The 12,849-nt window shown below is 63.7% G+C and carries 13 protein-coding genes; all 13 read left to right on the top strand.

Annotated features, from left to right (window positions below):
* The first annotated feature begins 139 nt into the window (after positions 1 to 139).
* The 13 genes from flhD (at position 140) to IB259_RS02775 (ending at position 12,709) form a co-directional block, all read left to right on the top strand.
* The gene (gene flhD / locus IB259_RS02715) at positions 140 to 463 is read left to right on the top strand and encodes a flagellar transcriptional regulator FlhD (protein WP_013393369.1); all 324 of its coding nucleotides are present in this window, start codon (positions 140 to 142) and stop codon (positions 461 to 463) included.
* Between the two features lie 32 nt (positions 464 to 495).
* On the top strand, positions 496 to 1,077 hold the full coding sequence (gene flhC, locus IB259_RS02720; RefSeq protein WP_118934083.1) for a flagellar transcriptional regulator FlhC: 582 nt from the start codon (positions 496 to 498) through the stop codon (positions 1,075 to 1,077).
* A gap of 118 nt (positions 1,078 to 1,195) precedes the next feature.
* Complete coding sequence (motA, locus tag IB259_RS02725) at positions 1,196 to 2,071, top strand: flagellar motor stator protein MotA (protein WP_054456657.1); 876 nt, start codon at positions 1,196 to 1,198, stop codon at positions 2,069 to 2,071.
* A gap of 11 nt (positions 2,072 to 2,082) precedes the next feature.
* Positions 2,083 to 3,072, top strand: coding sequence for a flagellar motor protein MotB (gene motB / locus IB259_RS02730; protein ID WP_054456658.1), 990 nt, complete (start codon positions 2,083 to 2,085; stop codon positions 3,070 to 3,072).
* A gap of 2 nt (positions 3,073 to 3,074) precedes the next feature.
* Positions 3,075 to 3,455: a response regulator gene (locus IB259_RS02735; RefSeq protein ID WP_054456659.1), complete on the top strand. Its 381-nt coding sequence runs from the start codon at positions 3,075 to 3,077 to the stop codon at positions 3,453 to 3,455.
* Between the two features lie 29 nt (positions 3,456 to 3,484).
* Complete coding sequence (gene cheA / locus IB259_RS02740; protein ID WP_192327437.1) at positions 3,485 to 5,605, top strand: chemotaxis protein CheA; 2,121 nt, start codon at positions 3,485 to 3,487, stop codon at positions 5,603 to 5,605.
* A gap of 16 nt (positions 5,606 to 5,621) precedes the next feature.
* Positions 5,622 to 6,122, top strand: a complete 501-nt coding sequence (gene cheW, locus IB259_RS02745) for a chemotaxis protein CheW (RefSeq protein ID WP_054456661.1) — start codon at positions 5,622 to 5,624, stop codon at positions 6,120 to 6,122.
* A gap of 90 nt (positions 6,123 to 6,212) precedes the next feature.
* Positions 6,213 to 7,916 carry a methyl-accepting chemotaxis protein gene (locus IB259_RS02750; RefSeq protein WP_119451937.1) on the top strand — a complete coding sequence of 568 codons (1,704 nt, stop codon included), beginning with the start codon at positions 6,213 to 6,215 and terminating at the stop codon, positions 7,914 to 7,916.
* A gap of 8 nt (positions 7,917 to 7,924) precedes the next feature.
* Positions 7,925 to 8,782 (top strand): CheR family methyltransferase, encoded by an 858-nt coding sequence (locus IB259_RS02755; RefSeq protein ID WP_175180784.1) that lies wholly within the window; start codon positions 7,925 to 7,927, stop codon positions 8,780 to 8,782.
* Between the two features lie 19 nt (positions 8,783 to 8,801).
* The gene (locus tag IB259_RS02760) at positions 8,802 to 9,860 is read left to right on the top strand and encodes a chemotaxis response regulator protein-glutamate methylesterase (protein WP_013393378.1); all 1,059 of its coding nucleotides are present in this window, start codon (positions 8,802 to 8,804) and stop codon (positions 9,858 to 9,860) included.
* 50 nt (positions 9,861 to 9,910) lie between these two features.
* On the top strand, positions 9,911 to 10,300 hold the full coding sequence (gene cheY, locus IB259_RS02765) for a chemotaxis response regulator CheY (protein WP_013393379.1): 390 nt from the start codon (positions 9,911 to 9,913) through the stop codon (positions 10,298 to 10,300).
* Positions 10,301 to 10,308: 8 nt separating this feature from the next.
* Positions 10,309 to 10,941 carry a protein phosphatase CheZ gene (gene cheZ / locus IB259_RS02770; protein WP_054456663.1) on the top strand — a complete coding sequence of 211 codons (633 nt, stop codon included), beginning with the start codon at positions 10,309 to 10,311 and terminating at the stop codon, positions 10,939 to 10,941.
* A 220-nt stretch (positions 10,942 to 11,161) separates the two neighbouring features.
* A complete protein-coding gene (locus IB259_RS02775) occupies positions 11,162 to 12,709 on the top strand; it encodes a methyl-accepting chemotaxis protein (RefSeq protein WP_225596766.1) in 1,548 nt (515 codons plus the stop codon).
* Positions 12,710 to 12,849 lie beyond the last annotated feature (140 nt).

Consider the following 12,849-nt stretch of genomic DNA (forward strand, 5'->3'; position numbering starts at 1 on the left):
GTGGTAAATTTTACTTAAATTGCGAACAAATGATACATTTCGCATCAAAGCGGGATGTATCGAACGTAATGGCAACGGAATTCCGGTGCTTTTGCTTACACAAGCCCCCATCGGCGGGATAGGGAATAGGGAGTTGGGCGTGCAACAAGTCGAAAATTCATTGCTGACAGACATTCGCGAAGTGAATCTGTCCTATTTGTTACTGGCACAGCGCATGCTGCGCGACGACTACGCGGCGTCGATGTTCCGCCTGGGATTCAGCAATGAAGTTGCTGACATCCTCATGCGCCTTTCGCCGGCGCAATTGGTCAAGCTCGCAAGCTCCAGCTCGTTGCTGTGCCGCTTCCGCTTCGATGACTACAGCCTGCTGTCCGCGCTGACCCATGACGTTCTGGGCGGTGCGCTGCAGCAAGCGCACGCAACTATCCTGCTGGCCAAGCAGCCTGTCGAAGAATTGGCCTGACGGCCTGATCATTCCATCCGGAAGCACGTGTAATGGCCACCAAGAGCGTTTCGCAGGAAGCGGATGACATTCTGCTAGCCAGCTCCATGATCACTTTGGGAGCCCGGCTGCAGGTGCTGGAGGCTGAAACCAGCCTCAGCCATGACCGCCTGGCGCGCCTGTACCGCGAAATCCGCGGCTGCTCGCCACCCAAGGGCATGCTGCCCTTTTCGGTTGACTGGTTCATGACCTGGCTGCCGAACATCCATTCCTCGCTCTTCTACAACGTGTATTCGTTCCTGAATACGCGCACCAGCAGCAAGGGCATACGCGCCACCATCGACGCCTATCGCCTCTATCTCGAAAACGCCGGCACCGATGCCGCCGAAGGCGCAGAGCCCGTCCTGAGCTTCACGCGCGCCTGGATGCTGGTGCGCTTTTTTGATAGCGGCATGCTGCAAATGTCCGCCTGCCGCCAATGCGGGGGGCATTTCATCGCCCATGCCCACGATCCCCAGTCGGATTTCGTGTGCGCGATCTGCCGGCCGCCCCCCCGCGCTGGCAAGACCCGCGCTGCGGCCAAGGCGCGCTCCGGCACCCGCCCCGCACCCGTTGCGAATGCCGCCCGGCTCTGACCGGCGGTATTCAAATACATCAAAAGCCCTGGAAAACCCCCCGTAACCCGCCTTTTTGGGTCGAGGGGAACAGGGGATCATTGACGCCAGTTTTAGACTTCGTTGGCAGGGGCCTGATGTGTTGATTGTTATCGGTTTTCTCGTGGTGGCCGTGTCGGTCGTCGGCAGCTTCATAGCGCTGGGCGGCCATTTGGGCGCGCTATACCAGCCGTTCGAGCTCACGCTGATTTTCGGGGCGGCTTTTGGTGCCTTCCTCGCCAGCAACAGCAAGAAGTCGTTGATGCTGGTCAAGTCCGCCTTGCCCGACGCCTTGAAAAGCTCGCGCTACGGCAAGGACGTGTACATGGAGCTGATGGCGCTCTTGTACGTGCTGCTGAACAAGGCACGCCGCGAGGGCCTCATGGCCATCGAGTCGCATATCGAAGACCCGGAGTCCAGTCCGATCTTCAGCGAGTACCCCCGCATCGCCAAAGACGCCAAGCTGATGGAGTTCATCACGGACTACCTGCGCATCATGATCAGCGGCAACATGAGCTCGTTCGAAATCGAGACGCTCATGGACGAGGAAATCGAAACCTACCGCCATGAGCGCGAAGTTCCTGTGCGCGCACTGCAGCAAATGGCCGATGGCCTGCCGGCCTTCGGTATCGTGGCCGCCGTGCTGGGCGTGATCAAGGCGCTGGCCGCCGTGGACCAGCCTCCGGCGATCCTGGGCGACCTGATTTCCAAGGCCATGGTGGGCACGTTCCTGGGTATTCTGCTGGCCTACGGCTTCGTGGGGCCGCTGGCGTCGCGCATCGAGCGCCGCAGCGATGAGGCCACCAAGGTGCTGGAATGCATCAAGACCACGCTGCTGGCCAGCATGAACGGCTATCCGCCCCAGCTGGCCGTGGAGTTCGGCCGCAAGGTGCTGTTCTCCGCAGTGCGTCCGACCTTTGGTGAGCTGGAAGAGCACGTCCGGCAAGCCAAGTCCACCGCCACCGGCAAGGCCTGACGGAGCGGGCCATGAGCACGGTAAACAACCACCGTGTGGTGATCCGCCGCAAGAAGGTCCACGGCGGCGGGCACCACGGCGGCAGCTGGAAGATCGCGTACGCAGACTTCATCACGGCGATGATGGCGTTCTTCCTGGTGATGTGGCTGATCAGCGTGGTCCCGCGCGAAGAGCTCAAGGGCATTGCGGAGTACTTCCGCATGCCATTGCGCGTCGCCATTACGGGCGGGCCCAGCAGTTCGGCCGAAACCAGCGCGGTTCCAGGAGGCGGCAGGGATCCCTTGCGCAGCGAGGGCGATGTGCGCCGCGCGCAGGGCAACCGCGTCGAGGCCCAGCCCATGGGCGACGCCGAACGCCGCGAACAGCATCGCCTGGAAAATCTGAAAAAGCGGCTCGAAAACGTCATCGAGACCAGTCCGGTGCTGAAGAGCTTCAGGCCGCAACTGCTGATCGACCTGACTACGGAGGGTCTGCGCATCCAGATCATCGACAACCAGAACCGTCCGATGTTCGCCACCGGCCGCGCGGAAGTGCAGCCTTACATGCGCGACATCCTCAGGGAACTGGGGCCGGTCCTGAATGAATTGCCCAACAAGGTCAGCATCTCCGGTCACACCGACGCCTCGCAATACGCTCGCGGAGAGCGCGCCTATAGCAATTGGGAGCTGTCGGCCGACCGCGCCAATGCGTCGCGCCAGGAGCTGGTGGCGGGCGGAATGAACGAAAGCAAGGTCCTGCGCATCCAGGGGCTGTCGTCCAGCATGAGCCTGGTTAAAGATGACCCGTATGCGGCCGTTAATAGACGTATCAGCCTTGTGGTGCTCAACCAGAGCACCCAGCGGCGCATCGAAAGCGAGAACGCCGCGGCTGCGGACGTCAGCGCCAAGGATGCCCGCGAGGTAGGAACGGCGGTGGAAGCGGCGCAAGCCGCGGCCCAGGCCACGACGGCAACCAAACCAGGCGAGGCGGAGAGCAACCCGCCCGCGGAAGGGGTTCGATAGCAATGGCTGCAACGATTCTTGTGGCGGACGACTCGGCGACGATGCGCATGATCGTCCAGGCGACGTTGACGGGTGCGGGATGGAAAGTCCTGACGGCCGGCAATGGCCAGGAAGCGCTGGAATTGGCCAAGAGCCACCCGGTGGACCTGGTGGTCAGCGACTGGAACATGCCGGTCATGGGCGGTCTGGAGCTGATCCAGGGACTGCGCCAAGAGGACGAGTACCTGGACGTGCCGGTCCTGGTGTTGACCACCGAGGACGACGTGGACAGCAAGATGGCCGCCCGGGATCTGGGGGTCTGTGGCTGGCTTTCCAAGCCGGTCGACCCGGATGTGCTGGTGGAATTGGCGTCTGAACTGCTCGACGAGCAGGCTGGCGCGTAAGCAAGTTCATTTTTGAAGGCGTACGGGTCATGAGTTCTGGTTTGGACCTCAGTCAGTTTTACGAGACCTTTTTCGACGAGGCGGACGAGCTGCTCGCGCAGATGGAGCAGCTGCTGCTCGAGCTGGATGTGGGCGCGCCCGACATCGAACAGCTCAACGCGATCTTCCGCGCCGCCCACTCGATCAAGGGTGGGGCGGCCACCTTCGGCTGCTTCACGCAGCTGGCGGGCACGACCCATTTGCTGGAAAACCTCCTGGATGCGATCCGTCGCGGCGAAATGGCGCTGCGTACGGACATGATCGATATTTTCTTGGAAACGAAAGACGTGCTCAAAAGCCAACTGGATGCCTATCGGGCCTCCGAAGAGCCCGATGAAGCCGTGTTTGAGCGTATCTGCGCCGTACTGAGGCAGCTTGCGCTGGAGCATAAGGATCCCGCCGCGGCAGCCGCGCCGGCCGAGGCCCCTGCACCCGTGGCAGCGCCGGTTCCGGCCCCTGCTCCCGTGATCGCCCCGGCGCCTGCCCCCGAGCCCGCCGCGCAAGCGCCGGCAGCGGAAGCCGGCAGCTTGCCTCTGCGTGTGCGGATCACCAAGGTTTCGGACAAGGACGCCGCCTCCCTCCTCGAGGAAATGGGCAATCTCGGCAACGTCAAGGCCAGCGAACGCGCCGACGGCGCCCTGACCGTCTGGATGGACAGCACCTGCACGCCGGACGATATCGAGGCAGTATGCTGCTTCATCGTCGACGGCGACCAGCTGGAAATCAGCCGCGAGGCTGCTCCGGCGGGCGTAACGCAGGCTGCTGCTCCAATTGCGGCTGCGACGCCCGCGCCGGCTCCCGCACAGACGGCGCCCGAAGTGCCGGCCGTCGCCGAGTCGGCTGCGGCCGCCGAGGCCATCACACAGTCCACCCGCGCGGCCCGGCCCGCTGCGGCAGCTCCGGCGCACGCGGACAAGGAATCCACCTCGATCCGCGTCGGCGTCGAAAAGGTCGACCAGGTCATCAACCTGGTGGGCGAACTGGTCATTACCCAAGCCATGCTGGCCCAGACCGCATCCACGCTGGATCCGGTGCTGCACGACCGCCTGCTCAATGGCATGGAACAGCTTGAGCGCAATGCCCGCGACCTGCAGGAAGCGGTCATGTCCATCCGCATGATGCCGATGGATTACGTGTTCAGCCGCTTCCCACGCCTGGTGCGTGACATCGCCAGCAAGATGGGCAAGCAGATCGAACTGCAAACCCACGGCCGCGCAACGGAACTGGACAAGAGCCTGATCGAACGCATCATCGATCCGCTGACCCACCTGGTGCGCAACAGCCTGGACCACGGCATCGAGACGCCCGAAAAGCGCGTCGCCGCTGGCAAGGACCCCGTCGGACAGCTGGTGCTGTCGGCCCAGCACAACGGCGGCAACATCGTCATTGAAGTCAGCGACGACGGCGGCGGGCTGAACCGCGACAAGATCCTGAAGAAGGCGATCGCCCAGGGCCTGCCCGTCAACGAGAATTCGCCGGACGACGAAATCTGGCAGCTGATCTTTGCGCCGGGCTTCTCCACCGCCGAAAAGGTGACGGACATCTCCGGCCGAGGCGTGGGCATGGACGTGGTGCGTCGGAACATCCAGGACATGGGCGGCCACGTGCAGCTGTCGTGCGAACCGGGCAACGGCACCACGACGCGCATCGTCCTGCCGCTGACGCTGGCCATTCTGGACGGCATGTCGGTGCGCGTCGGCGAGGAAACCTTCATCCTGCCGCTGAACCATGTAACCGAATCGCTGCAGCCCTCCAATGACCAGATCTACTCGGTGGCGGGCAACGAGCGCGTGATGCACGTGCGCGGCGAGTACCTGCCGCTGGTCGAAATGCACCGGGTGTTCTCGGTCAGCGACGCCCAGACCGATCCCACGCAGGCCATCGCGGTCATCATGCAAGCCGAGGACCGCCGGTTTGCGTTGCTGGTGGATCACCTGATCGGCCAGCACCAGGTGGTGGTGAAGAATCTGGAATCGAATTACCGCAAGGTGCCGGGCATTTCCGCCGCGACCATCCTGGGCGATGGCAGCGTGGCCCTGATCGTCGACGTATTTGCGCTTGCGCGCGCCAACCGCGAGCGTTGGTCGCAGCCCGAAGCCATTCTGAATTGATGGAGAAATAAACCTCATGGCAGCCAAACCGCAAGCGCAAGCCGCGCGCAATGAAGATGTCGGCAGCGAGTTCCTGGTGTTCACGCTGGGCGACGAAGAGTACGGCATCGACATCCTGAAGGTGCAGGAGATTCGCGGCTACGACGCCGACACGGTCACCCGCATCGCGAATGTTCCGCCGTTCATCAAGGGCGTGACGAACCTGCGCGGCATCATCGTGCCGATCGTCGACCTGCGCATCAAGTTCAATCTGGGCCGCGTCGACTACAACGAGCAGACCGTGGTCATCATCCTGAACCTCGACCGCCGCGTCGTCGGTATCGTGGTGGATGGCGTGTCCGATGTGCTGATGCTCAATTCGGGCCAGATCCGCCCGGCGCCGGAATTCGGCGCCACTTTGTCCACCGAGTACCTGACGGGCCTGGGCACGGTGGACGAACGCATGCTGATCCTGGTGGATATTGAAAAAATGATGACCAGCGACGAAATGGCGCTGGTGGAGAAGGTCGCGTCCTGATCGGAACGGCCTGCTGGGAGGTAAAAGCGCCATATTGAACCCAATGTGGCGCTTTCCTTTAACGACTTCAATCTGGGAGTGGTTCTTGTGATGCGCAAGTTCTTCGCAAACATGACGATACGCAGCAGCCTGTTGTGGGTGCTGGCGTTTTTCTCATTCATGTTGGTGATAGGGGCCGCGTTGGGCGTGCTGTCCCTGCGCATCAGCAATGGCACCCTGGCGCAGATCAAGCAATCGCAAGAGCTGGATGACGCGGTCGGCCGCGTGGTCTCCAGCTACAAGGACACCATGACTGGCCTGGGCCGCGCGGCCGCCGCCAACTATGCGGACATCGTGAAGAGCGTGGGGCAGCCCACCTTGCTGACCCAGGGCTTGTCCTCCGAGGCGGCTGGCCTGCTGGAGCGGGCCAAGGCCTCCATGAACAAGGGGCAGGCCGAGTACGAGTATTACAAGAGCCTGGCTCGGCCCGCCGAAGCGGCCGACGCCCTGAAAGAAATCGACGAATCCTATGACGCGCTGGTCCGGCAAGGGCTGACGCCGCTGGTGGCCGCCTTGGAAAAGGCGGACATGCCTGCCTACCAGAAGCAAGTCCAGACAGTACAGGACGCTCTCGAGGGGCGGTACGCGCGCGCCATCGAAGGCTTTGATTTCTGGCGCGCCAGCAAGACGCTGGATGCGCACGAAGTGGCACAGGTGCGCTACCAGTTCGTCCTGATGGCAGTCGCCGCCGGCGGCGTGATCGCCGCGCTGCTTGTGTTCGCCACCTATGTGTTCCTGCGTCGCCGCGTGCTGCTGCCGCTGAAGGAAGCCGGTCATCACTTCGACCGCATCGCCGGTGGCGACCTCACCGCCCGCGTGGACGCGCGCAATACCAACGAAATCGGCCAGCTGTTCGCCGCCTTGAAGCGCATGCAGGAAAGCCTGACCCGCACCGTGGCGTCAGTGCGCCGCGGCGTGGATGAGATCAACGTCGGTTCGCACGAGATCGCGGCAGGTAATACGGACCTGTCCAGCCGCACCGAGCAGCAAGCGGCCTCGCTGGAAGAAACCGCGGCTTCGATGGAAGAGCTGGCCTCTACCGTCAAGCAGAACGCCGACAATGCGCGCCAGGCCAACCAGCTGGCGGCCAGCGCCTCGGACGTGGCAGAGCGCGGCGGTTCGGCGGTGTCGGAAGTGGTCCACACCATGCAGGAAATCTCGGCAAGTTCGCGCAAGATTTCCGAGATTGTGTCGGTGATCGACGGCATTGCCTTCCAGACCAACATCCTGGCGCTGAATGCGGCGGTGGAAGCTGCCCGAGCGGGCGAGCAGGGCAAAGGCTTTGCCGTGGTGGCAGGCGAAGTGCGCTCGTTGGCGCAACGCAGCGCCCAGGCGGCCAAGGAAATCAAGGGCCTGATCGAGGATTCCGTGACCAAGGTTGGCGCGGGCTCGCAGCAGGTGGAGCGCGCCGGCTCGACGATGCAGGAGATCGTGGCCTCGGTGAAGCGCGTGACGGACATCATGGGCGAGATCTCGGCGGCGTCCGAAGAGCAGTCCAGCGGCATCGAGCAGGTCAACCGTGCCGTGTCGCAGATGGACGAGGTGACGCAGCAGAACGCGGCGCTGGTGGAAGAGGCTGCAGCAGCTGCGGGTTCTCTGCAGGAGCAGGCGCAGCGCCTGGCCGAAGCGGTGTCCGTGTTCAAAATCAACGTGGGTGAGGTCATCGAGGTTCCGGCCCAGCGCCTGTCGTCGGCGCGTTCCGCCGGTGACGACACCCGCTTGCAGGCGCCTGACGCGCTTGCGCTTGGGCACTGAGGATCGCAGTGGCTACAGCAGCGGCAACCCAGGCGCCGTCCATTTCGGTGGAACGCCAATTCGATTTTCGCGACGCGGACTTTTCGCGCGTGCGCAAGATGATTCACGCCTATGCGGGAATTTCGCTGGGCACGCACAAGCGCGAAATGGTCTACAGCCGGCTTGCCCGGCGCCTGCGCGCGCTGGGCATGCAGGATTTCGGCAGCTATCTGGACCAGCTTGAAAACGAGCCGAATGCGGCCGAGTGGGAAGATTTCGTCAACGCATTGACGACCAACCTGACCGCCTTCTTCCGCGAATCGCATCACTTCCCCATCTTGGCTGACTTTGCCAAACGGCGCGGCGGCCCGGTGTCGGTGTGGTGCTGTGCGGCCTCCACCGGGGAAGAACCGTATTCCATCGCCATGACGCTGGTGGAAGCGCTGGGCCCTCGGGCCAGTGCAAGTTCGGTGCTGGCCACCGATATCGACACCAATGTGCTCACCCGTGCGCGCGCGGGGGTCTACCCGGCCGAGCGCGTGGACAAAATGGATAACGAGCGTCTGCGGCGCTTCTTCTTGAAAGGCCGGGGCGCCAACGAAGGGCAGGTCCGGGTGCGTCCCGAGATCGCCGACATGGTCCGATACGAGACGCTGAACCTGTTGGCGCCGACGTGGCAGATCAACGAACAGTTTGATGTGATCTTCTGTCGCAACGTCATGATTTATTTCGACAAACCTACCCAGGCCAGGATCCTGGAACGGTTTGTGCCGCTGCTCAAGCCGGGTGGCTTGCTGTTTGCTGGCCATTCCGAGAACTTCACCTATATCAGCCGGGACTTTCGTCTGCGCGGGCAGACTGTCTATGAATGCGCGGGCAGGTCCTGAGCGGGCCGAGGCAGCAAAAATGAAGAAAATTAGCGTTTTGTGTGTGGACGATTCGGCGTTGGTGCGTGGCCTGATGACCGAGATCATCAACAGCCAGCCGGACATGGAGGTGGTCGCAACCGCGCCCGATCCGCTGGTGGCACGCGAACTCATCAAGCGCCATAACCCCGACGTGCTGACGCTGGACGTGGAAATGCCCCGCATGGACGGGCTGGATTTCCTGGAAAAACTGATGCGCCTGCGGCCCATGCCGGTGGTGATGGTGTCGTCGCTGACCGAGCGAGGCGGCGAAATCACGTTGCGGGCCCTCGAACTGGGGGCCATCGACTTCGTCACCAAACCCAAACTGGGCATCCGCGACGGCCTGCTCGAATACACCGAGATCATCGCCGACAAGATACGCGCCGCCTCGCGCGCCAAGCTGCGCGCGCCAGCAGCGCACGCCGCGCCCGCCGCACCCGCGCCCATGTTGCGCCGTCCGCTGTCCAGCTCGGAAAAGCTGGTCATCGTCGGCGCGTCCACGGGCGGCACGGAAGCGATCCGCGAGGTGCTGCAGCCGTTGCCGCCCGACAGCCCGGCCATCCTGATCACCCAACACATGCCGGCGGGCTTCACGCGCTCCTTTGCGCAACGCCTGGATGCCCTGTGTGCGGTGACGGTCCGTGAAGCCGTGCACGGCGACCGCGTGTTGCCCGGGCACGTTTATCTGGCGCCGGGCGGTGACATGCACATGCGTCTGGGCCGCAGCGGTGCCAACTACGTGATCGAGCTTGAAGCCAGCGAACCCGTCAACCGCCATCGCCCGTCGGTGGACGTGCTGTTCAACTCGGCGGCCGTCGCCGCGGGCAAGAACGCCATCGGCGTCATCCTGACCGGCATGGGCAAGGACGGCGCGGCCGGCATGCTGGCCATGCACCGCGCGGGCGCCCACACGATTGCGCAGGACGAGGCCAGCTGCGTCGTCTTCGGCATGCCCCGCGAAGCTATCGCCTTGGGCGCCGCGGATGAAGTGGTTTCGTTGTCGGCGATAAGCGAACGCATTCTGACTCGCCTGGGCGATCGCGGGCACCGCGTCTGACGCGCAAGGCTCCCCGATCGGTCCAAGCTAAATTTTTTCTGGAGTAGAAGATGGTAGACAAGGGCCTGAAGATTCTGGTGGTGGATGACTTCCCCACCATGCGGCGGATCATCCGCAACCTGCTCAAAGAGCTGGGTTTCGAGAACGTGGATGAGGCCGAAGACGGCGCCATCGGCCTGGAAAAGCTGCGCAACGGCGGTTTCCAGTTCGTGGTGTCGGACTGGAACATGCCCAATCTCGACGGCCTGGAGATGCTCAAGCAGATCCGCGCCGACGCGGCGCTGGCCTCGCTGCCCGTGCTGATGGTGACGGCCGAGGCCAAGAAGGAAAACATCGTTGCCGCGGCCCAGGCCGGCGCCAACGGTTATGTGGTCAAGCCTTTCACGGCGGCGACGCTGGAAGAGAAGCTCAACAAGATCTTCGAGAAAATCGCCGGTTGAGGTGAGCCATGAGCACGACGGAACATGAGAGCCCGGGCGAATCCCCCGACCTGATCCACCGCATCGCGTCGCTGACGCGCATGCTGCGCGACAGCATGCGCGAACTGGGGCTGGATCAGGCCATCAAGGACGCAGCCAACGCCATTCCCGATGCCCGCGACCGTCTGCGCTACGTGGCGCAGATGACGGAGCAGGCCGCCAACCGCGTCTTGAACGCCACCGAGCAGGCCGGCCCCATCCAGGACGGCCTGTCGCGCTCGGCACAGGCGCTGGATGCGCGCTGGCAGCAGTGGTACGACCAGCCCCTGGAATTGCCCGAGGCGCGCGAGCTTGTGAAGGACACGCGCGCCTACCTGCAGGATGTGCCGAAGCAGGCGCAGCAGACGCAATCCCAGCTGATGGAAATCATCATGGCGCAGGATTTCCAGGACCTCACGGGCCAGGTCATCATGCGCATGATGGACGTGGTCGGCGCGATCGAGCGTGAACTGCTGCAGGTGCTGCTGGACAACGTCCCGCAAGAACGCCGCGACGAAGCCAACAGCCTGCTCAACGGGCCGCAGATCAGTCCGCAAGGCAAGACCGACGTAGTGACCAGTCAGGACCAGGTCGACGACCTGCTGGCCAGCCTGGGCTTCTAGCCGGGAGCCGCGCCGCCGGACTGGGACTCCGGCGGTGCATTTTCCGGGTGGTGCCGCCCGCGCATGAAGGTAGTCCCTAAGGGCGCAAAGCGCGCCTCGTGGATAGACTCCCCTCCAAAACAATAATCAGGGGCCGTGCAGCGTGAATCATGGCGCGCAATGCGCGCCAGGCAACGGATGCCCATAGAAGGCGATCCGGGCCGGCACAAGGAGATTGATCATGGCCAGATCCGTATTCCGCCTGGGCGGCATGTGGCGGTTGTTGCGGCGGCTCAATCGCGGCGACGCGACCCTGTCGGAACGTACGCTATCCATCAGCCCGGCCGTTTGGCCGCTGTACGGTTTCATGGCGCGCATACGCAGCCGCATCATGACCGTACGCCAATCCAGCATCGAAATCGCGCTGAACGCCGCCCGCACGCAGTTCCAGGCGGGCCATTGTTCGATCCTGGCACAGGAGCAGGCGCGGGCCGCGGAAGCGCTCGCGGCCAGCGGCGCGCAAATCGCCGCGTTGTCGACGTCAACCTCCACCCATGCGCGCGAGATTGCCGAGGTGTCAGGGCAAAATCTGCACGCGGCGCAGCAGGCGCTGGCCGAACTGTCCGACGTCAAGGCGCGGGTGGAGCGCATGACGCGGGAGATGGCCTCATTCACCGAGGTGGTCGGTCAACTGACAGACCGCGCCCACTCCGTTGGGGACATCAGCAAGCTGATCAAGGAGATCGCCTTGCAGACTCAACTCCTGGCCTTGAACGCCGGGGTCGAGGCGGCCCGGGCGGGGGATGCGGGGCGGGGATTCGCCGTGGTCGCCAGCGAGGTCGGGCGGCTGGCCGAGCGTGTGAACTCGGCTACCAGCGATATCGGCCGGCATACCGCCGAGATGTTGGAGCTGGTGGAGACGACCCAGCATCAGACCGGCACATTGCGCGAGGACGTCAACGCGTCCGGCTCAGTGCTGGATCGGACATGCTCCGGCTTTGAGCGTTTCGTGCGGGACTTCGACAGCATGAATCGCCAGGTCGGCGACGTTGTCCAGGCCATAGGCGAGGTGGACTCCACCAACCACGGTATGAGCGAGGAGGTGGGGCGGATAGCGGCGTTGAGCGCCGACGTGTTGAATCGCGTCGGCAACATGTCCAGCGAAATCGACCGCATCCGTCGCCAGACGGAGAGCGTGCAGGAGGTGCTGGCCGACATACGCACCGGCAATACCGCCTTTGACGGCCTGTCCCAGGCTGTCGAAGCCTTCCGCGACGCCGCTGTCAACCTTCTGGAAGACGCCAGAAGCCGTGGTGCCGATGTGTTCGACCGCCACTACCGGCGCATTCCCGGCAGCGAACCTGCGCGCTACCACACCAGTTACGACCGGCAGATCGATGAGACCGTGACGCAGTTGCTTGATAGTGTGCTGGATGGCGTGCCGGGCGGGATCTACACGATCCTGGTGGACGGCCGGGGATACGCGCCGGCCCACAATCGCCGCTTTTCGCAAGCGCCTACCGGGGATCCGAAGCAGGACATCCTGCGAGTGCGCAACAAGCGCATCTTCGATGATCCGGTGGGCTTGCGCCTGGCGACCAATACCGGCGGGATGCTGCTGCAGACCTATTCCCGCGATACGGGCGAAATCGTCAATGACATTTCCATCCCGGTCTATCTGGGGTCGGAACATTGGGGCGCGGTGCGGATCGGCCTGGACTTCAACCGCTTCCAGGCGGCGGCCGGAGAGGGCGAGGCAGACCGGCTGGCGGTCGCCACAGGCCACTGACGTGGCTGGCCTGCCCGGGCCTGGGGGCGTTCCGGGCGGGCCTGGAGCGCGCCGCCTGAAACGCATCCGGGAATAGCGCCGCTTTCCCCCCGTTTCTTGGCTTATCGCCAGACCCCGGGGCCTCCTAGAATCTCGGCGGG

It is taken from the genome of Achromobacter sp. ACM04 (assembly GCF_014851465.1).
GTDB lineage: Bacteria > Pseudomonadota > Gammaproteobacteria > Burkholderiales > Burkholderiaceae_B > Achromobacter > Achromobacter aegrifaciens.